General features: G+C 66.6%; 21 protein-coding genes and 1 other RNA gene. 11 read left to right on the plus strand and 11 right to left on the minus strand.

Annotation, left to right across the window (positions count from 1 at the left end; translation table 11 throughout):
• Positions 1 to 353: 353 nt before the first annotated feature.
• Positions 354 to 1,553: an MFS transporter gene (locus HMPREF3114_RS13880; protein ID WP_005416188.1), complete on the minus strand. Its 1,200-nt coding sequence runs from the start codon at positions 1,551 to 1,553 to the stop codon at positions 354 to 356.
• Positions 1,554 to 1,625: 72 nt separating this feature from the next.
• Here HMPREF3114_RS13880 and HMPREF3114_RS13885 point away from each other — a divergent pair, with 72 nt between their 5' ends.
• Positions 1,626 to 2,423: an AraC family transcriptional regulator gene (locus tag HMPREF3114_RS13885; protein ID WP_049416914.1), complete on the plus strand. Its 798-nt coding sequence runs from the start codon at positions 1,626 to 1,628 to the stop codon at positions 2,421 to 2,423.
• Positions 2,424 to 2,544: 121 nt separating this feature from the next.
• Here the strand turns inward: HMPREF3114_RS13885 and dnaJ are convergent, their stop codons facing one another.
• The 4 genes from dnaJ to hrcA form a co-directional block, all read right to left on the minus strand.
• Positions 2,545 to 3,669 (minus strand): molecular chaperone DnaJ, encoded by a 1,125-nt coding sequence (gene dnaJ, locus HMPREF3114_RS13890; protein WP_053500425.1) that lies wholly within the window; start codon positions 3,667 to 3,669, stop codon positions 2,545 to 2,547.
• 154 nt (positions 3,670 to 3,823) lie between these two features.
• Positions 3,824 to 5,746 carry a molecular chaperone DnaK gene (dnaK, locus tag HMPREF3114_RS13895; protein ID WP_005416183.1) on the minus strand — a complete coding sequence of 641 codons (1,923 nt, stop codon included), beginning with the start codon at positions 5,744 to 5,746 and terminating at the stop codon, positions 3,824 to 3,826.
• A gap of 180 nt (positions 5,747 to 5,926) precedes the next feature.
• Positions 5,927 to 6,442, minus strand: a complete 516-nt coding sequence (grpE, locus tag HMPREF3114_RS13900) for a nucleotide exchange factor GrpE (protein WP_005416181.1) — start codon at positions 6,440 to 6,442, stop codon at positions 5,927 to 5,929.
• 63 nt (positions 6,443 to 6,505) lie between these two features.
• A complete protein-coding gene (gene hrcA, locus HMPREF3114_RS13905; RefSeq protein ID WP_005416180.1) occupies positions 6,506 to 7,570 on the minus strand; it encodes a heat-inducible transcriptional repressor HrcA in 1,065 nt (354 codons plus the stop codon).
• A 115-nt stretch (positions 7,571 to 7,685) separates the two neighbouring features.
• Here hrcA and recN point away from each other — a divergent pair, with 115 nt between their 5' ends.
• A complete protein-coding gene (gene recN / locus HMPREF3114_RS13910; RefSeq protein ID WP_053500423.1) occupies positions 7,686 to 9,347 on the plus strand; it encodes a DNA repair protein RecN in 1,662 nt (553 codons plus the stop codon).
• 134 nt (positions 9,348 to 9,481) lie between these two features.
• Here recN and HMPREF3114_RS13915 read toward each other — a convergent pair whose 3' ends face one another.
• Positions 9,482 to 10,399, minus strand: coding sequence for a LysR family transcriptional regulator (locus HMPREF3114_RS13915; protein WP_053500421.1), 918 nt, complete (start codon positions 10,397 to 10,399; stop codon positions 9,482 to 9,484).
• Between the two features lie 97 nt (positions 10,400 to 10,496).
• Between HMPREF3114_RS13915 and HMPREF3114_RS13920 the strand changes: the two genes are divergently transcribed.
• Positions 10,497 to 11,759: an SGNH/GDSL hydrolase family protein gene (locus HMPREF3114_RS13920; RefSeq protein ID WP_070489931.1), complete on the plus strand. Its 1,263-nt coding sequence runs from the start codon at positions 10,497 to 10,499 to the stop codon at positions 11,757 to 11,759.
• 63 nt (positions 11,760 to 11,822) lie between these two features.
• Here the strand turns inward: HMPREF3114_RS13920 and fur are convergent, their stop codons facing one another.
• Positions 11,823 to 12,230 carry a ferric iron uptake transcriptional regulator gene (gene fur / locus HMPREF3114_RS13925; protein WP_005409235.1) on the minus strand — a complete coding sequence of 136 codons (408 nt, stop codon included), beginning with the start codon at positions 12,228 to 12,230 and terminating at the stop codon, positions 11,823 to 11,825.
• Between the two features lie 103 nt (positions 12,231 to 12,333).
• Here fur and bamE point away from each other — a divergent pair, with 103 nt between their 5' ends.
• Positions 12,334 to 12,726 (plus strand): outer membrane protein assembly factor BamE, encoded by a 393-nt coding sequence (gene bamE, locus HMPREF3114_RS13930; RefSeq protein ID WP_005409234.1) that lies wholly within the window; start codon positions 12,334 to 12,336, stop codon positions 12,724 to 12,726.
• A 34-nt stretch (positions 12,727 to 12,760) separates the two neighbouring features.
• Here the strand turns inward: bamE and HMPREF3114_RS13935 are convergent, their stop codons facing one another.
• Complete coding sequence (locus HMPREF3114_RS13935) at positions 12,761 to 13,018, minus strand: RnfH family protein (RefSeq protein ID WP_005416176.1); 258 nt, start codon at positions 13,016 to 13,018, stop codon at positions 12,761 to 12,763.
• A 3-nt stretch (positions 13,019 to 13,021) separates the two neighbouring features.
• Complete coding sequence (locus HMPREF3114_RS13940) at positions 13,022 to 13,447, minus strand: type II toxin-antitoxin system RatA family toxin (protein ID WP_005416175.1); 426 nt, start codon at positions 13,445 to 13,447, stop codon at positions 13,022 to 13,024.
• A 57-nt stretch (positions 13,448 to 13,504) separates the two neighbouring features.
• Here HMPREF3114_RS13940 and smpB point away from each other — a divergent pair, with 57 nt between their 5' ends.
• Positions 13,505 to 14,008, plus strand: coding sequence for an SsrA-binding protein SmpB (smpB, locus tag HMPREF3114_RS13945; RefSeq protein WP_005416174.1), 504 nt, complete (start codon positions 13,505 to 13,507; stop codon positions 14,006 to 14,008).
• A gap of 126 nt (positions 14,009 to 14,134) precedes the next feature.
• Here the strand turns inward: smpB and HMPREF3114_RS13950 are convergent, their stop codons facing one another.
• A complete protein-coding gene (locus tag HMPREF3114_RS13950; protein ID WP_053500416.1) occupies positions 14,135 to 14,707 on the minus strand; it encodes a hypothetical protein in 573 nt (190 codons plus the stop codon).
• A gap of 221 nt (positions 14,708 to 14,928) precedes the next feature.
• Here HMPREF3114_RS13950 and ssrA point away from each other — a divergent pair.
• The 3 genes from ssrA (at position 14,929) to HMPREF3114_RS13965 (ending at position 18,084) form a co-directional block, all read left to right on the plus strand.
• Positions 14,929 to 15,282: a transfer-messenger RNA gene (ssrA, locus tag HMPREF3114_RS13955) on the plus strand.
• Positions 15,283 to 15,440: 158 nt separating this feature from the next.
• Positions 15,441 to 15,926: a hypothetical protein gene (locus HMPREF3114_RS13960; protein ID WP_070489932.1), complete on the plus strand. Its 486-nt coding sequence runs from the start codon at positions 15,441 to 15,443 to the stop codon at positions 15,924 to 15,926.
• Positions 15,927 to 16,062: 136 nt separating this feature from the next.
• On the plus strand, positions 16,063 to 18,084 hold the full coding sequence (locus HMPREF3114_RS13965) for an esterase/lipase family protein (protein WP_070489933.1): 2,022 nt from the start codon (positions 16,063 to 16,065) through the stop codon (positions 18,082 to 18,084).
• A gap of 17 nt (positions 18,085 to 18,101) precedes the next feature.
• On the opposite strand, the gene HMPREF3114_RS13970 is transcribed toward HMPREF3114_RS13965, so the two are convergent.
• Complete coding sequence (locus HMPREF3114_RS13970; RefSeq protein WP_231109031.1) at positions 18,102 to 19,325, minus strand: cytochrome P450; 1,224 nt, start codon at positions 19,323 to 19,325, stop codon at positions 18,102 to 18,104.
• Positions 19,326 to 19,704: 379 nt separating this feature from the next.
• On the opposite strand from HMPREF3114_RS13970, the gene hchA reads away from it, so the two are divergent.
• The 3 genes from hchA (at position 19,705) to HMPREF3114_RS13985 (ending at position 22,384) form a co-directional block, all read left to right on the plus strand.
• Complete coding sequence (gene hchA, locus HMPREF3114_RS13975; protein WP_053499139.1) at positions 19,705 to 20,577, plus strand: glyoxalase III HchA; 873 nt, start codon at positions 19,705 to 19,707, stop codon at positions 20,575 to 20,577.
• A gap of 4 nt (positions 20,578 to 20,581) precedes the next feature.
• Positions 20,582 to 21,286, plus strand: coding sequence for a PA1136 family autoinducer-binding transcriptional regulator (locus HMPREF3114_RS13980; RefSeq protein WP_053499142.1), 705 nt, complete (start codon positions 20,582 to 20,584; stop codon positions 21,284 to 21,286).
• A gap of 240 nt (positions 21,287 to 21,526) precedes the next feature.
• Entirely contained in the window at positions 21,527 to 22,384 is an 858-nt protein-coding gene (locus tag HMPREF3114_RS13985; protein WP_053499143.1) for an endonuclease/exonuclease/phosphatase family protein, read from the plus strand.
• The last annotated feature ends 39 nt before the right edge of the window (positions 22,385 to 22,423 follow it).

Below are 22,423 nucleotides of genomic sequence, written 5' to 3' on the forward strand. Positions count from 1 at the left end.
CGCCCCGCCTTTGACAGATTCCGGATGTCTGTTGGTAGGTGTCGACCTTGGTCGACACATCTGTCAGACATCGAATGAATTCATCCACGCATGGCGTGGATCTACCGTGTCGACCAAGGTCGACACCCACCAGAGCAGAGTGCTGCTCCAACAGATCGCGGCCAACTGTCGAAGGCGGGGTGGGTCCGGTTGCAGGGGTGTCCGCGGCATGGATGCCGCGGCCAAGCCCCCATGGTTGGGTTTACGGCGTCCCCTGCAACCGGACCCAACCTGCCAACCCGCGGATAGCCAGCTTTTGACGTTGACGTTGCTTCGGCAGGTGCAGGGCTGCAAGCCCTGCAAACCAAAACCTCTCAGTGAGCAGCAGGCCGCGACGGCGGCAGCCACGCCGCCACGATGCCGAGTAGCGGCAGGAACGCGGTCAGCTGGTAGACGTACTCGATGCTGGTCCTGTCCGCCAGCAGGCCGAGCACGGCGGCACCCAGCCCGCCCATGCCAAACGCGAAACCGAAGAACAGGCCGGACACCATGCCGATGCGGTGCGGCATCATCTCCTGCGCATAGACCACGATCGCCGAGAACGCCGAAGACAGCACGAAGCCGATCAGCACCGCCAGCACCGTCGTCCACAACAGGTCGGCATGCGGCAGCATCAGCGCGAACGGCGCCACGCCGAGGATCGAGGTCCAGATGATCGGCTTGCGGCCGATCCGGTCACCCAACGGGCCGCCGAGGAAGCCGCCAGCGGCGGACGCCACCAGGAACGCGAACAGGTGCAGCTGCGCCTGCGCCACCGGAATGCCGAAATGGTGGATCAGGTAGAAGGTGAAGTAGCTGCCGATGCTGGCCATGTAGAAGTACTTGCTGAAGATCAGCACCAGCAGGATCGCCAGCACCTTGGCCACGGTGCGCGGCGGATGCCTCGGCGCCATCGACGCGGTGCTGGCCGGACGCGGCGTGCCCAGATGCAACGCGTACCAGCGGCCAACATAGGTCAGCAATGCGATGCCGATCAGGGCCGCGCCTGCGAACCACGACGCGGCATGCTGGCCGTACGGCACGATCACTGCCGCCGCAATCAGCGGGCCCAACGCGGTACCGAAATTGCCCCCCACCTGGAACACCGACTGTGCGAAGCCATGACGGCCGCCCGAGGCGAGCCGCGCGATGCGCGAGGCCTCCGGATGGAAGATCGCCGAGCCGATGCCGACCATTGCCGCTGCCAGCAGCACCATCGCGTAGTTCGGCGCGAAGCCGAGCAGCAGCATGCCGCACAAGGTCGAGGCCATGCCGATCGGTAGCGAATACGGTGCCGGGCGGCGGTCGGTGGCTACACCGATCAACGGCTGGAAGATCGACGCAGTGAGCTGGTAGGTCAGCGTGATCAGGCCGATCTGGGTGAAGCTGAGATTGAAGCCGCCCTTGATCACCGGATAGATGGCCAGGATCAGCGACTGCATCATGTCGTTGACGACGTGCGAGGTGGAGATGGCGGCCAGCACGCCGGGAGCCGCCGGGCGTGAGGTCGTTGCGGGAGAAGCCAGGGTCGACATGGACGCAGTCAGGTTGGGGGCGAGCCACGCATGCTACGGTTGCCCCTCTCTCCCTTCTGCCGCGTTCAGGTCATGCCCTATCGCAAAAAGGACATTGCCAGTGACGTCGATCCGGCCGCGCCCTGGCGGGAGGTTCCACTGCATCGACCGGTCACCTATCGGGTCACCCAGTACCCGGTAGGTACCCACATCCCTGGTCACAAGCACCAGCGCCACCAGCTGGTCTACGCCATCTCCGGCCTGATGGTGGTGCGGTCGGAAGTCGGGCGCTGGGTGGTCCCATCAAACCGCGCGATCTGGATGCCGGCCGGCATGGTGCACGCGGTGGACTGCATCGCCGCCGTGCACATGCGCAGCCTGTACATCGATCCGTCGTTCGCCTTGCACCTGCCGGCCGAGCCGTTCGCGGTGCAGGTCTCGCCCCTGCTGCGCGAGCTGCTGCAGGCCGCCACGCTGGTCAAGGGCGAGCACATCGAGGACAGCCGAGATGGCCGCGTGGTCCGCCTGCTGCTGGACGAGCTGCACCGCATGGACGTGCTGCCGTTGCACCTGCCTGCGCCAAGCGACCCGCGCCTGCAGCGGATCTGCCAGCACCTGCAGAAGCACCCCGGCGATGACGCCACGCTGCAGGACTGGGCACAGGCGCTGGAGGTGGACGTGAAAACCATCCAGCGGCGCTTCGCCACCGAGCTGGGCATGACCTTCGGGCAGTGGCGGCAGCAGGCACGGCTGCTGGCCGCGATGGAGCGGTTGGCGATCGGCGACAAGGTCATCGATGTCGCGCTGGCGACGGGCTACGACAGCCCCAGCGCGTTCACCAGCATGTTCAAGCGCCAGCTGGGGCAGACACCTGCGGCGTTTTTCCGGTAACGCCGTCCACGCAGGGCGTGGATCCACCATCACGGCGCATGCCCGGCGAAAGCATCGCGGATCGCAAACGAGAACGCCGGGCATGGCCCGGCGCTTCCGCTCAACGCTTCCGTTGAAAAACTCAGGACGTCATCCGGTCCCAGAAGCCCTTCACGCCGTCGATGAAAGTGGCCGATTTCGGCGAATGCTTGCGCGCTTCCTCGCCGACGAAGGTGGCTTCGAACTGTTCCAGCAGCTTGCGCTGCTCGTTGGTGAGGTTCACCGGCGTCTCCACCACCACGCGGCAGTACAGGTCGCCTTCGCTGCGGCTGCGCACCGAACGCACGCCCTTGCCGCGCAGGCGGAACAGCTTGCCGGTCTGGGTCTCGGCCGGGATACGGATCTCCGCTTCGCCGCCAAGGGTGGCCACGCGCACGGTGTCGCCCAGCGCCGCCTGCGAGATGCGGATCGGCACTTCGCAGTGCAGATCATCGCCATCCCGCTGGAAGATGGCATGCTCGCGCACGCGCACTTCCACGTACAGGTCGCCCGGCGGCGTGCCGGCCGGGCCGGCCTCGCCCTCGCCCTGCAGGCGGATGCGGTCGCCGGTGTCGACGCCGGCCGGCACCTTCACCGACAGCACCTTGTCTTCCTCGACACGGCCGTTGCCGTGGCAGGTCTTGCAGGGCTTGGCGATGATCTGGCCACGGCCGCCGCAGTTGTGGCAGGCCTGCTGCATGGCGAAGATGCCGCGCTGGATACGCACCTGACCACGGCCATGGCACACGTTGCAGGTCTCGACCTTGCCGTCTTCGGAGCCACTGCCATCGCAGTCGCCGCATTCGGCCAGGGTCGGGATCTCGATCCGGCGCTCGACGCCGCGCACGGCCTCTTCCAGGTCCAGTTCCATCACGTAGCCGATGTCGGCGCCGCGACGGGCCTGGCGCGGACCACCGCCACCACCGCCAAAAATGTTGCCGAAGATATCGCCGAAGATATCGTTCATGTCCGGGCCGCCCGGACCACCACCCCCCATGCCATGCTCGAACGCGGCGTGGCCGTGGCTGTCGTACATGCGGCGCTTGTTGCCGTCGGACAGCACTTCGTAGGCTTCCTTGCACTCCTTGAAGGAGGCTTCGGCCGCCGCATCACCCGGGTTGCGGTCCGGGTGGAACTTCATCGCGCAGCGACGGTAGGCCTTCTTCAGCTCTTCGTCGCTGGCGGTGCGGGCAACGCCCAGCACTTCGTAGTAATCGCGCTTGCTCATATCGTGAATCGGGTTCCGGAACGTCGGGATTCGTCAAAGCGGAAGAGCGGAACCAGGTCCGCTCTTGCGTCGGGCGCCCCGACACGCCGGTAGGCGGTCAGGACCCTGATGCGACAACGGGACGCTGGTGGCCAGCGTCCCGCGTCGGTCCGGATCAGGACTTCTTGTCGTCCTTGACTTCGGTGAACTCAGCGTCGACCACGTCGTCCTGCGCCTTGCCGGCATTGCCGGCGTCGGCACCCGGGGCACCGCCCTGGTCGGCCGAAGCAGCGGCGAACAGCGACTGGCCAGCTTCTTCCAGTGCCTTCGACTTGGCTTCGATCTGTGCCTTGTCGTCGCCCTTCATCGCGGTTTCCAGGTCAGCCAGCGCCGCCTCGACCTTGCCGATGACATCGCCGCCGACCTTGCTGCCGTGCTCGGTGATGGCGCTGCGGGTGCCGTGGATCAGGGCGTCGGCCTGGTTGCGGGCCTGCACCAGTTCCTGGAACTTCTTGTCTTCTTCGCGGTTGGCTTCCGCGTCGGCGACCATGCGCGCGATCTCCTCCTCGGACAGGCCCGAACCGGCCTTGATCTCGACCTTCTGTTCCTTGTTGGTCTTCTTGTCCTTGGCCGACACGTGCAGGATGCCGTTGGCGTCGATGTCGAAGGACACTTCCACCTGCGGCAGGCCGCGCGGGGCCGGCTCGATGCCGGACAGGTCGAACTTGGCCAGCGACTTGTTGAAGCGGGCCTGTTCGCGCTCACCCTGCAGCACGTGCACGGTCACGGCCGACTGGTTGTCCTCGGCGGTGGAGAACACCTGCGAGGCCTTGGTCGGGATGGTGGTGTTCTTCTCGATGATCTTGGTGAACACGCCACCCATGGTTTCGATACCCAGCGACAGCGGGGTCACGTCCAGCAGCAGCACGTCCTTGACGTCGCCGCCCAGCACGCCGCCCTGGATCGCCGCACCCAGTGCCACGGCTTCGTCCGGGTTGACGTCCTTGCGCGGTTCCTTGCCGAAGAACTCGGTCACCGCCTGCTGCACCTTCGGCATGCGGGTCTGGCCGCCGACCAGGATCACTTCGCTGATGTCGCTCGAACGCAGGCCGGCATCGTTCAGGGCGACGCGGCACGGCTCGATCGACTTCTTGATCAGGTCGTCCACCAGCGCTTCCAGCTTGGCACGGGTCAGCTTGATGTTCAGGTGCTTCGGACCCGAGGCGTCAGCAGTGACATACGGCAGGTTCACTTCGGTCTGCTGGGCGCTGGACAGCTCGATCTTGGCGCGCTCGGCAGCATCCTTCAGGCGCTGCAGGGCCAGCGGATCCTTGCGCAGGTCGATGCCCTGGTCCTTGTTGAATTCTTCAACCAGGTATTCGATGACGCGGTTGTCGAAGTCTTCGCCACCCAGGAAGGTGTCGCCGTTGGTGGCCAGCACTTCGAACTGCTTCTCGCCGTCGACATTGGCGATCTCGATCACCGAGACGTCGAAGGTGCCGCCGCCCAGGTCGTACACCACGATCTTGCGATCCTTGTTGTCGCCCTTGTCCAGGCCGTAGGCCAGCGCAGCCGCGGTCGGCTCGTTGATGATGCGCTTGACGTCCAGGCCGGCGATGCGCCCGGCGTCCTTGGTCGCCTGGCGCTGGCTGTCGTTGAAGTAGGCCGGCACGGTAATGACCGCTTCGGTGACCTTCTCACCGAGGAAGTCCTCGGCGGTCTTCTTCATCTTCTCCAGCACCTTGGCCGAGATTTCCTGCGGGGCCATCTTCTTGCCGTCGCTGGTGGCGACCCAGGCATCGCCATTGTCATGGGCCAGGATGCTGTACGGGACGTGGGCGATGTCCTTCTGCACCTCGCCATCGGTGAACTTGCGGCCGATCAGGCGCTTCACCGCATAGAAGGTGTTCTTCGGGTTGGTCACGGCCTGGCGCTTGGCCGAGGCACCGACCAGGACTTCGCCGTCCTTGGTGTAGGCGACGATCGACGGGGTGGTGCGATCGCCTTCCGAATTCTCGATGACGCGGGCCTTGCCGCCGTCCATGATCGCCACGCACGAGTTGGTGGTGCCGAGGTCGATACCAATGATCTTGCCCATGGGGGAGACTCCTGAGGATGCTTGTTGGGGTCAGTCCGGCCGTTCGGCCGGTGGATGAATACGATGTGGGGGAGGCCCGTGGAACATTCAAGCCACCTCCCGAACGCTGTGTTTCCGACGATCCGGCGCGTTCAGCGTCGGGTCGGGTGACGGGTCTGTCCGCCGCCCGGCCCTGCCGGATCAGTCGGCGGCCACCACCACCAGCGCCGGCCGCAGCAGACGCTCGTTAAGCAGGTAGCCCTTCTGGAACACGGTCACCACGCTGCCCGGGGCAGCGCCCGGGGTCGGCACTTGGCTGATGGCCTGGTGGTGTTCCGGGTTGAACGGCTGGCCGATCGGATCCAGCAGCGCCAGGCCGTTGTCGGCGGCGACCTTCAGCAGCTGCTTGTAGGTCAGCTCCAGGCCTTCGCGCAGCGGGTGCGGGTCGTCGCCGGCGGCCTTCAGGCCGGCATCCAGGCTGTCGAACACCGGCAGCAGCTCGCCCAGCAGCTTCTCGTTGGCGAACTTGCGGGCCTGCTCGATGTCACGGGCAACACGCTTGCGCTGGTTTTCCAGGTCGGCGCGCTCACGCAGCGCATCGGCCTTGACCTGCTCGACTTCGGCGCGCAGGCGCTCGACTTCGTCATTGACGCCGGCGGTGGCAGCCGCATCGGCGGCACTCTGCTGGGATTCGATATCTGGATGTTCGTGGTTCATGTCTGGGTCCCTGGCGGTCACTCTCCGCCTCCACCCACCCTAGTGTGGGCGGGATGCTGCGTTTCAAGCGTCGGATGTTCCCGGCGTGCGTCCGGCCGGCGAAAAGGCCGCGCCAAGCACATCGGCGGTGGCCTGGACCAGCGGGATCACCCGGTCGTAGGCCATCCGCTTGGGACCGATCACGCCCAGCACGCCCAGCACCTGGCCATTGGCGGTGTACGGGGCAGTGACCAGCGAGACGCCCTGCAGCGGCATCATTCCGGTCTCTTCGCCGATGAAGATGCGCACCCCCGGCGCCTGGATGGTCCGCTCCAGCAGCTGCAGGATCTCGCGCTTGCTGGAGAACAGCTCGAACAGTTCGCGCAGGCGCTCCAGGTCGGACAGGTCCTGCACGCCCATCAAGCGGGTCTGCCCGGCCACCAGCATGTCGTCGGCCGCCGGCTGCAGGGCCTGCTCGGCCAGTTCGATGCTGTGGGCCAGCAACTGCTCCAGTTCGGACCGGGCGTCGCGCAGCTCCAGCAGCAGTCGGGTACGGATCTCGGCCATCGGCAGGCCGGCGAAATGCGCATTGAGGTAGTTGGCGACCTGCTCCAGCTGGCCTGGCGCAAACTCCTGCCGGGTCTCGATCACCCGGTTCTGCACCTCGTTGTCGGCAAATACCAGGATCGCCAGCACCCGGCGCCCGTCCAGCGCCACGAAATCGATCTGGCGGAAGGCGAACTGCTCGCGCCGCGGTGCGCTGACCACGCCGACGAAGTGGCTCATCGCCGACAGCAGCTCCGAGGCGCTGCCGAGCAGGGCCTGGGTGCTGCCGCCACCGGCCAGTTCCTGGCGCAACCGAGCCAGCTCGCCCTCGCCCGGCGGCTGCATCTGCAGCAGGCTGTCGACGAACACCCGGTAGCCATGCGCGGTCGGGACGCGGCCGGCCGAGGTATGTGGCGAGGCCAGCAGGCCCAGATCCTCCAGGTCGCCCAGGATGTTGCGGATGGTGGCCGGGCTGACCTCCAGGCCGGCCACGCGCGCCAGCGTCTGCGAGCCGACCGGCTCGCCGTCCTGGATGTATCGCGCGATCAGCGTGCGCAGCAGGTGGCGCGCACGCGGGGCAAGCTGGTCGGGAGAACCGTGCATGGAATCAACCTGTGAGACACGGACACTAGATAATGGCGGCGCATCGCCTTGGCAAGTCATTGGACCTCCCGCGCCCGCGTGCTAGCGTTGCGCGGCTGCTGACACCCCCTTACCCATGCTCAGACATCTTTCGATCAAGGATTTCGCCGTCGTCCGCGCCACCGAACTGGAGTTCGGGCCAGGCATGACCGTGGTTTCAGGCGAGACTGGCGCCGGCAAGTCGCTGATGGTCGACGCACTGGGCTTCCTGTCCGGCCTGCGCGCCGACAGCGGCGTGGTCCGCCATGGCGCCGCACGCGCCGAGCTTTCCGCCGAGTTCGCACTGGAGCAGCTGCAGGCCGCCCGCCAGTGGCTGGCCGACAACGAGCTGGACGACGAGGACCAATGCCAGCTGCGCCGCGTGATCCGCGCCGACGGCGGCTCGCGGGCCTGGATCAATGGCCGCCCGGTGACACTGGCACAGCTGGGCGACCTGGCCTCGCTGCTGGTGGAGATCCACGGCCAGCATGAACAGCAGGCGCTGCTGGCGCGCCCGTCGCAGCTGGCCCTGCTGGATGCCTATGCCGGCAACGAGAACGAGCGCCGCCAGGTGCGCCACGCCGCCGCGGCCTGGCAGGCACTGGTCGATGAGTCGCTGGCGTTGTCGCAACAGGGCGACGTCAGTGACCGGATCGGCTTCCTGGAGCACCAGCTGCGCGAACTGGACCGCGAGGACCTTGAACCGGAATCGATTGCCGCGCTTGGCGCCAGCCACCGTCGCCAGGCCCACGCCAGCGCCCTGCTGAGCGCCTGCCAGGCAGCCAGCAACCAGCTCAACGGCGACGACGGCAGCTCTGCGCTGGACCTGCTGCAGCAGGTGCGCCACGAGCTGTCGCGCCTGATCGAGCACGACCCGCGCCTGGGCGAAGTGGACGGCCTGATCGAGAACGCCTCGATCCAGCTGCACGAAGCCCTGTCGCTGCTTGATCGCGTGCACGACGATCTGGATGCCGACCCGGAACAGTTCGAGGAGAACGAGCGCCGCCTCGGCCGCCTGCACGACCTGGCCCGCAAGCACCGCGTGCCGATGGACGAACTGGGCGCGCAGCGCGAGCGCATGCATGCCGAAGTGGAGCAGCTGCGTGGCGCCGACGAGCGCCTGCAGCGCCTGGCCGGCGAGATCGACAAGGCCGCCGCCGCCTGGCGCGTACAGGCTGAAATGCTGACCGCCAGCCGCCGCAGCGCTGCTGCCGAACTGTCGGCCACCACCACCGGCATCATCGCCGAGCTCGGCATGGGCGGCGGCCAGTTCCTGATCGAACTGGAGCCACAGGACAGCGGCAAGCCCGACCCGCAGGGTGCCGAGCGCGTCGAGTTCCTGGTGGCGGCCAACGCCGGCCAACCGCCGCGCGCCCTGCGCAAGGTGGCCTCGGGCGGTGAACTGTCACGTATTTCGCTGGCCATCGAAGTGGCCGCGCTGGACCTGGATGCGGTGCCGACCATGGTGTTTGACGAGGTCGACTCCGGCATCGGCGGCGCGGTGGCTGACATCGTCGGCCAGAAGCTGCGCGCGCTCGGCGAGAAGCGCCAGGTGCTGTGCGTGACCCACCTGCCGCAGGTCGCCTCCAAGGGCCACGCCCATTACCGGGTCAGCAAGGCCCCGGTGGAAGGCATGACCCAGAGCGCAGTGGAAAAGCTGGACAACAAGGCGCGCGAGGAAGAGCTGGCGCGCATGCTCGGCGGCGTGGAAGTGAGCAAGGAAGCGCGCGCCGCCGCCCGCAAGCTGCTGCAGGCCTGAGGCCTGTTCACGGTTATCCACGCATGGCGTGGATCTACAACCCACCCGCACGGTAGTGCCGGCCGCTGGCCGGCAACCCAACACCGGTGGACGATGATCGTGAGGTTGCCGGCCAGCGGCCGGCACTACCCGTATCACCCCAACGGCCGCGTCAGGTCGACGTTCTCCACCAGGAAATCGAGGAACGCGCGCACCCGCAGCGGCAGGTAACCGCCCTGCCCGAGGAACACCGCGTGCACCTCTTCCAGGTCACCGGGATTGGCCTCTTCCAGCACCGGCAGCAAGCGCCCGGCAGCAATGTCCTCCTGCACCTGGAATGCCGCCAGCCGCGCCATGCCCAGCCCGCCCAGCACCAGCTGGCGCAGCGCATCGCCGTTGCTGGCGCGGGCATTGCCACTGGGCAGCAGCATCCGCTCGCGCCCCTCCTGCAGCAACGGCCACCCCTGCATCGCACGGGCATGGCCGATGTCCAGCCGGTTGTGCGACTGCAGCTCCTCGGCAATGCGTGGCAGCCCGTGCCGCTGCGCGTAGGCCGGTGCAGCCACGATCATCATCCGCGTCGCGCCCAGCCGTCGCGCCACCAGACTGGAGCTCTTCAGCGGCCCGGCCCGCACTGCCACATCGGTGCGCTGCTCCAGCAGGTCGATCACCTCGTCGTTGAGGGTCAGGTCCACGCCCACCTGCGGGTTACGCTCAAGAAACGCCGGCAGCAGCGGCAACAGGAAATGGCGGCCAAACGGCACGTTGGAGTTGACCCGTAGCCGCCCGCGCGGCTCGGCATGGGCGCTGGCACAACGCTCGGCCTCGTCCAGGTCGGCCAGCACGCGCAGGCCACGCTCGTAGAACGCGCAGCCTTCCGGGGTCAGCTGCAGCTGGCGGGTGGAGCGTTGCAGCAGGCGCGTGCCCAGCCGTTGCTCCAGCCGCGCCACCAGCTTGCTCACCGCCGACGGCGTCATGTCCAGCGTGCGGGCCGCAGCGGAAAAGCCACCGGTCTCGATCACCCGCACGAACACTTCCAGTTCGCCGGATCGGTTGATGTCGGGTCGCGCCATGGCGATGAATCCAGTTCACAGATGATTGTCCGTGCGCAGTCTAGTTCACAGATAAGCACGGAATCACCATGGCGGTCCCTCCACTCGGGACTGCCCGATGAACCGCTTGAGCCAGCTCACCACCACCGCCCTGCTCGCTATGTCCGGCGCCGCCAGTGCCGCATCCGCCCCGCACTGGGTCGCCAGCTGGCAGGCCAGCCCGCAGCCGGTCTGGAACGCGGATTTCCTGTTCCCGACCCTGGTCCCGGCCACGCTGCAGGACCAGACCTTCCGCCAGACGGTGCGTGTCAGCCTGGGCGGCCCGCGGCTGCGGGTGCGGCTGAGCAATGCCTACGGCACCCGGCCGCTGCGGATCGGGGCGGCCAGCGTGGCCGCACGCGCGGGCGCCATCCCGCAACCGCTCAGCTTCGGCGGCCAGCCCGGGGTGTTGATCGGGCCCGGTCAGGAACAGCTGAGCGATCCGCTCCCGCTGGCCACGGATGACCGCCAGGCATTGCAGGTCAGCGTATTTGTGCCGGGGCCGGCAACCGTTCAGACGTTCCATTGGGAAGGCCGCCAGACCAGTTGGATCGCCCCCGGCGACCAGAGCCGGGCCCAGGCCCTGAGCGCAGCCAGCAGCACCACCGCCCGCCTGCTGCTGACCGGAATTGACGTCGAAGCCGACGCCGACGCCGACGCGCGCAGCGTAGTGGTGATCGGGGATTCGATCACCGACGGTGCCACCGCCAGCCTCGACCAGGACCAGCGCTGGACCGATCATCTGGCCGCGCGCCTGGCAGCGCGGGGCATAGCCGTGGTGAACGCCGGCATTTCCGGGGGGCGGCTGCTGTGCGACGGCATGGGTGAATCCGCCCTGGTCCGCTTCCGGCGCGACGCGCTGGACCAGCCTGCGGTATCCAGTGTGATCGTGCTGATCGGCATCAATGACATCAGCTGGCCAGGTACCGCATTCGCCCGCAACCAGGCCCGGCCCACGCTGAGCGAGCTGCAGGCGGGGTATCGCGCGCTGGCAGAACAGGCCCGCCGCCGAGGTGTGCGGATCGTGGGCGCTACCTTGCCACCGTTCGCTGGCGCCCTGCCCGGCACGCCGCTGGACGACTACTACCAACCGGACAAGGACACCCTGCGCCGCCAGCTCAATGCCTGGCTGCGCACGGACAGCCCGTTCGACGCGGTGATCGACTTGGACGCGGCGCTGCGCGACCCGGCCGATCCCTCACGGATGGCCGTGGCCTACGACTCCGGCGACCACCTCCACCCGGGTGATGCCGGCAACCGGGCCATGGCTGAGGCGGTGGACCTGGAGATCCTGCTGGGCCGCAAGGGGTCGGATCCCTTACCTGAACGGAAAGGGCTCTGACCCCATCAACGAAAAACCCCGGGCAGGCCCGGGGTTTCGTCGCATCCAGCTGGCCGGAACGGATTACTTGCGCTTCTTGCGCACGTACAGCACCAGCGAGTGCTCTTCCAGCTCGTAGCCATGGTCTGCGGCGATCTTGCGCTGCAGCTCCTCGATCTCGTGGCTTTCGAACTCGATGATCTTGCCACTGTCCACGTCGACCATGTGGTCGTGGTGGCCGCCACGGTCCAGTTCGTAGACCGCCTGGCCGCCCTCGAAATTGTGCTTGAGCACGAGGCCGGCGGCCTCGAACTGGGTCAGCACCCGGTACACCGTGGCCAGGCCGATCTCGTCGCCGTGCTCCAGCAGCTGGCGGTAGATGTCTTCGGCGGTCATGTGGTGCTGGGCATTGCGCTGCTCGAGCAGCGCCAGGATCCGCATCCGCGGATGGGTCACCTTCAGGCCGACTTTACGCAGGTCGTGGGTTTCCATAGGTCTCCGTTCATTGGCGATTTAGCGCCAGCTGCCTCGGATTGGGTCGCGGTGGCACGCCGGGAGTGTATCATCGGTTTGATTTCCCCAACCGCCAGTCCCGATGCGCAATCTCCTGTTGGTCGCCGCCGTCGCCCTGTCCACCACCGGGTGCGGCATCATCTACAAGCAACCCATCTATCAGGGCAACCTGATCCGGGAAGATGCCGTGGCCAAGCTGCAGGTCGGGCAGAGCAAGCAGCAGGTCACCGCGCTGCTGGGCACCCCGTCCATTCCCGACCCGTTCCACGCCCAGCGTTGGGACTACACCTCCAGCCAGCGCGTGAACCGCCTGGGTCGTACCGAAGTGAAGAACTTCGTGGTGTTCTTCGAGAATGACACCGTGACCCGCTGGGAAGGCGATTACTTCCCGGGCAACGACAAGGCCCTGGCCCAGCAGACCGTGCGCCAGTTCGGCCGCAACCTGCCGAAGGACAAGAAGAAGAAGGGCCGCTGAGCCCCCTGCCCGTCCGCAGGTACGGCTGCTGGAATCAACCGCCGAGCGCGCGACGCCGGCGGTTGTCCTTGGGGTCGGCCAGCAACGGGCGCAGCAACTCGATGCGATCACCTTCCAGCAGTGCCTGCTGCGGGCGAGCCAGCACACCATGAACGGCGACGGCGGGGCAATCGGCACTGCCTTCCAGCGCGGCGGCGGCAATGGCGTCGGCCACTGTCGCACCTTCTTCCAGCTGCAAGCGGCGCGACAGCACCCGCTGCGGCCAGGCCAGCACCACCTCGACCTCGATCATCGCTCAGCCCTCGTCGGCGACGCGGACGAAATCGTTGACCATGCGATCGGCCAGCCCCTGGAAGCCGATCGCCAGCGCCGGACCGAGCAGGCGCGAGCTGGGTTCGAACTCCAGGGTCAGGGTGACCTTGCAGGCATCCTCGGCCAGCGCATGGAATTCCCAGCGGCCGTGCAGCTGCTTGAACGGGCCATCGCGCAGCTGCATATCAATGCTGTGCGGGCGCTGCAGGGTGTTCTCGGTCTGGAACCATGTGCTGAACGAGCCCAGGCCCAGGTCCAGTCGCGCCACCAGGCGGTCCTCGCCCTCCTCAACGATCTGGGCAGCAGAGCACCAGCGGAAACGGCGCGGATAGGCCTGGACGTCGTTGACCAGGTCGAACATGCGCGCGGCCGAATGTTCGACCAGGGCGCTGCGGCGGATAGTAGGCATGAATACAGGACGTTTCGGCAATCGACCGGGCGGGCCCGAATCGGAGACAATACGGAAATGAGCAAGAACAGCGGCAAGGATAAAGCAAAGAGCGCGACGGCCAACAAAACCATCGCGTTGAACAAGCGTGCCCGCCACGAATACCACATCGAAGAGCGCTTCGAGGCCGGCCTCGCCCTGCAGGGCTGGGAGGTCAAGTCGATCCGCGCAGGCCGTGGCAACATCATCGATGCCTACGCCTATGTGAAGCGCGGCGAAATCTACCTGATCGGTGCACAGATCACCCCGTTGATCCAGGCCTCCACCCACGTGGTGGCCAATGACCGGCGCGAGCGCAAGCTGCTGCTGCACCGGAACGAGATCGACAAGCTGATCGGCAAGGTCGAGCGCGATGGCTACACGATCGTGCCCACTGCGATGTACTGGAGCAAGAACAAGATCAAGCTCGAAGTCGCGTTGGCCAAGGGCAAGCAGACCCACGACAAGCGCGATGCCGCCAAGGACCGCGACTGGGCGATCGAGAAGCAGCGCGTGATGCGTCGTGGCAACCGCGACGCGTAAGGCGACTGCGCATCACCCTGTAAAGCCGAGCCATGCTCGGCTGCCTTGGTTTTCTGTAGAGCCGAGCCATGCCCGGCTTCGGCAAGAAGAGCAGCCGAGCGCAGGCTCGGCCCTACAAAAGGCGGGTCACCCCGCGAGCACGCCCTGCCCTCGCATGCGCGGCGCCAGCGCCGCGTGCATCACGGCCAGGTGCATCACCACCGCCAGTTCCGGCGCATGGCGGTCATCGCCCGCGCGCCACTGCTGTGCCATCTGGGCCGCATCGGCCGGCAACAGGGCCAGCAGCTGGGCGTCATCCAGCGAATCGGCAGCGCCCTGCAACTGTCGCGCCAGCTGCCGCGACTGCCACACATGCACACCGATGCTGAGGCTGGCCAGCGACATCAGGACCACGGCCAGCCCGTGCTCGAACCACTGCGACAACACTTCCGGCCCCCACAGCAGGGCCGCCAACACGGCCATGCCCGGCAGACGCCAGCCCAGCCAATGGATGCGACCGCGCTGCGACCAATGCACCACCACCGCACTGGCGACCAGTGCCGCCGCGGCCGTGGCCGGCAGTTCGGTCAGGCAGGTGGCCGCCAGCAGCGCGCCCAGCACGGCCCAGACCCAGCCAGGGGGCAATGCCCGTCGCTGGTAGTCGGCCCCGACGGGTCCGACCAGCTGTCGCAGGCTGCGTTGTTGGCTTGCCTCGGTCACCCACAGTCTCCGTGTCTGTCCTGGCTCGGATGGTCGTCTTCAGTGTGTCGCAAATTCGTGCCAATGACGTTACCAATCCGCTATGCCGCTGGCTCTACAACATGTTGTGGATTGCCCCGGTGACTGTTCAGCTGTTTTGGCGTAGCATTGGCAGCGTTGGGCAGGCACTGGCCGTGGCGACACGAAAGCAGGCCTTGTACCTTGCAGAACTTGAAGAAACCGGGGGTGCATTGGTTTCGACGGGGGTTGTGAAGTCGCCTGGCGCATGCCGAGGGGGTAGCTTTCCTCGTAAATCCAGCTGCAAAACTCTAGTTGCCAACGACGACAACTACGCTCTGGCCGCTTAAGGCCTAAGCCTCGAAACCGCTTGTGTCCATGCTCGCGGTGTAGAGTCACTATCATGGAATCGCGCTGGACGGCTGCCTGTCAGTCCGGCACTAGAACACAACAGGCTGGTTCCCGGATGCGCTTTGCGCACCGTGCTGTTCGGGGACGAGATCCAACGGTGAGCTAAGCATGTAGTGCTGGGGATGGAGTGCCTTCGGACGGCGGTTCAATTCCGCCCACCTCCACCATCTGTATGGCCTGTCGAGGCCGCAAGAAGCCGGATCTCCCGTCAACTGGGGTTCCGGCTTTTTTGTGCCTGCACGTCGCGCAGGACGTGTGGCGCATAATCGGGATGACACCGCCAACACAACAGTCCCTCCATCCGCGACCGCCAGAAGGATCTGCAATGAAAATCGCCACAACCACGCTCGCCCTGTTCCTCACCGCGCTCGCCGCCGCCCCAGCCACGCACGCCGCAGCCCCGGCCATCGCGCCGCCCGGCACCGCCACGCTGGAAGCGCTGCTGGCCTGCAAGGCGGGCTCGGATTTCAGTGCGGCCGACGCCATCGATGCCCTGCAGGCGGCCGGCCTGGCCAAGAAGCCGGGCGGCACCTTCGAGCCGGAGGACAAGCCGGTCGCGCTGTTTGGCGGCACGGTCAACAGTGCCGATGTAAACGTGGCCGAGGGCGAGAAGAGCCTGTTCGTGTACTTGAACGGCGTCGATCCCAAGCGCCTGGCCAGGGCTTGGTCGGTGACCGAGGTCAACGAGCATGCCAATACCGAGGAACCTTCGTACGTGAAGCGCATCGACAAGCACCACACCCTGCACGTGATCGCAGGCGACGACTACGAGGGCTATTCGGCGGCGGTGAAGTGCCAGATCAGCCACTGATGGGCTAGGAACCTGCAGCCGGCGCACGGAACTGCCCGAATCTACCAACCGCACTCGCCGCCAAGCCCGACCCAGCCGGTAGATTCCGCTTTGACAGGCCGGCCGCTAGAGTGGCGCCACCGCGCAGGAGGATCGCATGGCTACCACGGGCTTGGGCTTCATCGGCCGCACGACCCTCATCTTCACCGTGCTGCTCACCCTGGGCGGCTGCGCGACGCTGCGCCAGTTCGGGCCGTCGGTGCAGGTTGCCTCGGTCACGCCCGGCCAGTACATCGCGCTCAAGCGCGGTGACATCCTGACCTCCGGCAAGCTCAGCGCGGCGACCATTGAGACCCTGCGCGTGGCCGGGCTCGATGAGGGCGTCTGTGCCAAGCCCGGCCTGCCCTGCATCGAGGCCATGGAAAGCAGCATCGTGGTGCGCGAGGAAGACAAGCGCTCCAGCCTGGCCGAGTTGTGGCTGCAGTATGCGATGACCCTGCCGGCGCCAAAGCGCGAGTACTCGGCATCCGGCCGCGCCAAAACCGCAGTCACCGAGCTGGATGCCGACTTCCAGCCACGCCTCGATGCGTGGATGCAGGTCGCGCGCCAGGCCTATGCCTATCTGTTCTTCACCGAGCGCACCGCCAACCAGCGTGGTTTCGAAGACCGCCAGACCCAGGTGCGCGACTACTACAACCTGGCGGTGCAGGAAGCCTCGGTGCAGCTGTACAACGCGTATGCCACCGGGCGCGTGCACGGCCAGGCCAGCCATTTCCAGCTGGGCCGCTGGACCTTCGTGCTGGCCCCTTCAGACCAAGCATCGGCCCTGGACCAGCGTACCCCCAGCGAGCTGGTACCCGCCGCCTCGCTGTCGTTCACCGGTACGCTGCGCAGCGTGCATCGCCGCGATGGCTTCGGTGCCGAGCTGGTGGCGGTGATGGACGACCCGGCCGGCAGCACGGCCACCACGCCTCGGGCAGCGGCGCAGGCAACGCAGGCCAGCACTTCGGCCACGCAGAGCTGGAGCGAGATGCCCTCGCCATCGATGACGGTGCTGCTGCGCTTCTCGGGGAAAAACCTGTGGGAGGTGCTGCACGATGACGAGCCGGAGCTGGAGATCCACGATCCCTACCAGGTTTCGGAAGTGACCCTGCACGGCCAGCAGGTGCCACTGGCGGCCAACTTCACTGCCGGCTATGCGCTGTGGCTGGCCCGCTCCAACTTCAGCCGACAGTCGTTGCGCACGCTGTTCGGTGGCAAGGGCGGCATCGACACGCCGCATCTGTACATGATGCAGCCCTACGACCCGAACCGCCGCGTGCTGCTGATGATCCATGGCCTGGCCAGCAGTCCGGAAGCCTGGGTCAACGTGGCCAACGAACTGCTGCGCGACGACGAGATCCGCCGGGAGTTCCAGGTCTGGCAGTTCTATTACCCGACCAACATGCCCATCGCGATGAGCCACGATGCGATGCGCCACACGCTGGCTGAAGTGTTCAAGCACTTCGACCCCAGCGGCAAGGCGCAGGCCTCGCATGACATGGTGCTGGTGGGGCACAGCATGGGCGGGGTGATCGCACGGTTGATGATCTCCTCCTCCGGCGACCACCTGGTCGACACCCTGCTGGCCACCGCGCAGATGACGCCCGCCCAGCGCGAACTGCTGCGCACCAAAGGCGCACCGGTGCTGACCTTCCTGCCAGAACCGGAAGTGTCCCGCGTGGTGTTCATCGCCACGCCGCATCGCGGTACCGACGTGGCGGGCACCCGCCTCGGCCGGTGGATCAGCCGGCTGGTGCGGTTGCCACTGACCGTGCTGGAAGACGTCGCCACCATCGCCAACGACGGCCAGATCGACCGCAATGACGGCAAGCACGGCTACCAGATGAACAGCATCCAGAACCTGGACAAGGACGACCCGTTCGTCCGCGCCGTGGCTGACCTGCCGATGTCACCGAAGGTGCACTACCACTCGATCATCGCCCGCGCCAAGGCCGATGGCCCACTTGAGAAGACCGATGACGGGCTGGTGCCCTACTGGAGTTCGCACCTGCCGCACGCGGATTCGGAGAAGGTGATCGTGTCCGGACACAGCGTGCAGGAAGCTACGCCGGCCATCGTCGAGCTGCGGCGGATCCTGCATGAGGACATGCAGGCACACGGGCGAACGGGAAAGTAAGCCGCCGTCCCGACAGATCAGGCACCGGCCGTACGCCGCGAGAACGTGCCATGCAGCGCCGCCGGAATCGCAAAGCCCTCCATGCGCACCTCGGGCCGATAGTCGGCGCTGGGGGTGAAGCGGAACTCGCGTGCCAGCAGCGCGCACAGCAATACCAGCTGTGCATTGCCGACCGCCGATCCCACGCAGGAACGCGTGGGGAAGCCATAAGGCACATAGATGCCGGCGGTACGCTTGCGCCGTTCGGGCAACCAGCGATCGGGATCGAACTGCAGCGGGTCATCCCAGTACTTCGCCGAGCGGTGCTGGATGAACGAGCTCAGCTCGAAGACCGTACCTTCGGCGATGGCCTGCCCTTCCACCTGCAGATCGCAGGCAGCCACCCGACGGTTGTTGAAGGGCGTGGAGTACAGCCGCATCACTTCCTTCAGGAAGCGCATCGTGCAGGGAATCCTGGCCATCGGCAGCGCGTGGATCTCCGCCTCCGAGAGCGGCGCGAATTCCTCCTCGATGCGCTGGCGCCAGTGTGGATGCATCTGCATCGCCAGCAGCAGGCAGGCGGCCATCATCCCGGGCACGCCGGAAATGGCGATCAGCTGCACGGTGACCAGGTAGGTGACCTTGTCCAGGCCGATGCGCTCTCGCAGGCTCAGCAATGACTGCGCGTAATCCAGCGCCGAACGTCCGCTGCGGACACGGTGCTTGAGTTCGGCGGCAATCGCCCGTGATTCGGCACGGCCGATGAGGAAGTTGCGCAGCAGGTGGCGCCGATGGATGACCTGCTCGACCTGGGTGGTGTAGCGCAGATGCAGGGCGCGTTCGATGGCTGCGGTGCCGCGGGCATCGAGCCCGTCGATCACCAGCGGGATCAAGGGATGGGCCATCACTTTCCACACCGCCGGCGTAGCATCCAGCGCATGCCCGCACACCCCATCCAGAGCCTGCCTCATGCGCGACTGCAGTGCCTCCAGGGTCTGTGCTCCGGTGAGCTCAGCACTACGGGTGGCGATCAGGCTGCGCACTTCGGTCCAGCGCACGCGCTCGTGACGGCGGAACAGGTCGGCCAGCGACTCGACCACGTACAGCTGCTCGGAATTTTCCTTGTCGACCTTGCCGGCAAGCTCCGGGCAGAACACCCCGATTCCACCGGTTTCCAGCTTCAGCACAGGCCCTTCGCGCTCCACGCGCGCAGCCAGGCGCTCGGCAGCAATGGCGCTGCCTTCATTCGACATCCCTTGCATGCAGTGCGTCTCCGGCAGGAAGGGACTCGAAAGACGAGTCCCTTCGTCTTGCTACCGCTCAATCGCGGGTTTGGCTGGCAGGATCAGAATTCGACCCACAGCGGCCAGGTATTCCACACGCTGCTCTTTTCGTTCGGATGAATATTCAGAGTGACGCGCAATGCTCGGGCGAATCTTTTCATTTTCATTCCTTTGCTTGCTGTGTGGTTATGCCGGGATTATCCCGGCACTGGCTAGATAACACGACATAATCCCACTGTCCAACCGGCCGGGTGGCGCGCTGCAGCATCCTGGTTGCGGCCGATTGAGGGGAATCCCTCATCGCGCCTGCGCACGCAGCCTCCTATGCTGGGCTCACTTTCCCCCAACGGAGGTCTGCATGAACACGCAAGAGCCCAGCCGCCAGCCCAGCCCCGATCCGGCCGAGCGCGATGCCTTCTTCCCGTCGCCGTATTCGCTGTCGCAGTTCACCTCGCCCAAGAGCGACCTGTCCGGCGCCGACTATCCGGATGCGCGGCGCGATGGCCGCTGGAAGGTGCTGATGATCGCCGCCGACGAGCGCTATCTGCCGACCGCCAATGGCCACCTGTTCTCCACCGGTAACCATCCGGTGGAAACCCTGCTGCCGATGTACCACCTGGACAAGGCCGGCTTCGACATCGACGTGGCGACGCTGTCCGGCAACGCCGTCAAGTTCGAATGGTGGGCCTTCCCACACGAGGACAGCGAGATCGGCGCCCTGTACGAACGCTACCAGGAACGCTTCCGCCAGCCGTTGCAGCTGGATCAGGTGGTGGCCGGCCTGGGCGCCGATTCGGACTACGCCGCCGTCTTCATTCCCGGTGGGCACGGCGCGTTGATCGGCCTGCCGGAGAGCGCGGCGGTGAAGGCCGCGCTGCAATGGGCCATGGCCGAGCAGCGCCACATCATCACCCTCTGCCATGGCCCGGCGGCGCTGCTGGCGGCGGGCGTCGACGACGCCGAGGGTGCCTCGCTGTTCCGTGGCTACCGCATCTGTGCCTTCCCCGACGCAATGGACCGGCAGACACCGGGGATCGGCTACATGCCCGGGCAGCTGCGTTGGTTCTTCGGTGAACGGCTGGCCCAGCAGGGGGTGCAGATCGTCAATGAGGGCATCGATGGCAGCGTGCTGCAGGATCGCCTGCTGCTGACCGGCGACAGTCCACTGGCCGGCAACGCGTTGGGCAAGCTGGCCGCGCGTACGCTGCTCGATGCGCTGGCGGGGCGCTGAGCCAATGCCTGCGCTGGTGCCCGCGCTGCTGGAACTGGAACAGGCGCGGTCATTGCCGGCGGTGGGCGGCGTGCTGCGCGCCGCCGCCTCACCATTGGGCTACGACCGCCTGTTGGTGTTTGCCACCGGAACCGGGCTGGAGCGCGACGCACAGCGTGTGTACTGGATTGAAGGTGACTGGTTCGGCGACGGCAGCGATAGCGGACTCGCCCGCTACCTGCACGCCTGTCCGGTCAACCGCCATGTGTTGGACAGCAATGCGCCGTTCTTCTGGAGCAAGCGCCACGGCGTGCGTGGCGAGCGCTACCAGGTGGTGAAGCAGCCTCGCGGCGATGGCCTGCATGGGTTGCAGGTGCCGGTGTTCGGCCCGACCGGTCTGGAGGGTGCGGTCAGTTTCGCCGGCACCTCGATTGATGCGTCCGCCGGCGCGCGCCTGCTGCTTGAAATCGTCGGCACGTCAGTCTTCCGCGCGGCGCGGCGGCTTGCCGAAGCGCCGGCCGACATCCGCGCGGGCGCGCTGAGCGCACGCGAACGCGAGGTGCTGCGCTGGGTCGCCGCTGGACGGCGCCAGGCAGAGATAGCGGCCACGCTGGGGCTGTCTGCGCGCACCGTTGAGAACCACCTGCGGCGAGCGCGGCAACGGCTTGGCGTGGCCACCACCGCGCAGGCAGTGCGCGCGGCAGGCCGCCGTGGCGAGATTGAAGACTGATCAGGATGGAGGCACTTCCTGCTGCCTGATCAGCGTGCGGCATACGCCCTGTGCATCTGCGCGATTGCAGAAGGCAGGCGACGGGATGAGCTACGACCCGTGATCGCCGGTGCGCGGTCCACCGGGCGGGGCGTGCATCGCCCGCCCGGCATCCGCGAGCCACCCATCCCTGCATAACGCTGCCCTCGCATTCGTGGCATGCTCTGTGAAACCGTTTTCATGGAATGGAGGGATTCCACGATGTTGTCGCGTTTCCGTCGCCCCGCGCTGTCTGCGCTGCTGGCGCTTGCCCTGCCTCTGACCAGCGCCTGGGCCGCAGCCCCTGCGCCGTTGAAGGTGATGTCGTTCAATGTGCGCACCCCGGCCGATACCGAACCCGGCAAGCGCTGGCCCGACCGTCGCGATGCGATGGTGAAGGTCATCCTCGACGCGCACCCAGCGGTGATCGGTACCCAGGAGCTGGTGCAGGAGCAGGCCGATTACCTTGCTCAGCACCTGCCCGGATACCGCTGGTTCGGCGAGGGCCGCCGCGGCGGCAGCGGCGACGAGCACATGGGCGTGTTCTACGACAGCAAGGTGCTGGCGATCGAGGAATCAGGCAACTTCTGGCTGTCTGATACGCCCGATGTGCCCGGCAGCATCACCTGGGGCAACCTGTATCCACGCATGGTCACCTGGGCGCTGTTCCGCCGCATCGATGACGGCCGCCGCTTCTATTTCATGGATACCCACCTGCCCTACCGCGACGAGGACGAACCACGCCGGGTGAAGGGTGCCGAGCTGATCGGCAGGCGCGTGGCCGGCCTGGCGGCCGACCTGCCGGTGGTGCTGACCGGTGACTTCAACAGCGAACCCGGCGGCGACACCTACAAGGCATTCACCCGCGTACTGCACGACACCCGTACCCAGGTGAAGACACCGCAGGGCCCGCGACTGACCTTCCACGATTTCACTGGCAAGGCCACCGCGCAGCTGGACTGGGTGCTGGTGCGCGGTTTCCACGCGCGCAGCTTCCTGACCGATGACCGCCGCATCGATGGCGTGCTGCCATCGGATCATTTCCCGCTGGTGGTCGAACTGGACTGGCCGAAGCACTGACCCCGCACGGCAGCCGCAGCTACAGCGGCGGCTGCCGCG

The sequence above is a fragment of the Stenotrophomonas sp. HMSC10F07 genome (assembly GCF_001807895.1).
Classification (GTDB): domain Bacteria; phylum Pseudomonadota; class Gammaproteobacteria; order Xanthomonadales; family Xanthomonadaceae; genus Stenotrophomonas; species Stenotrophomonas sepilia.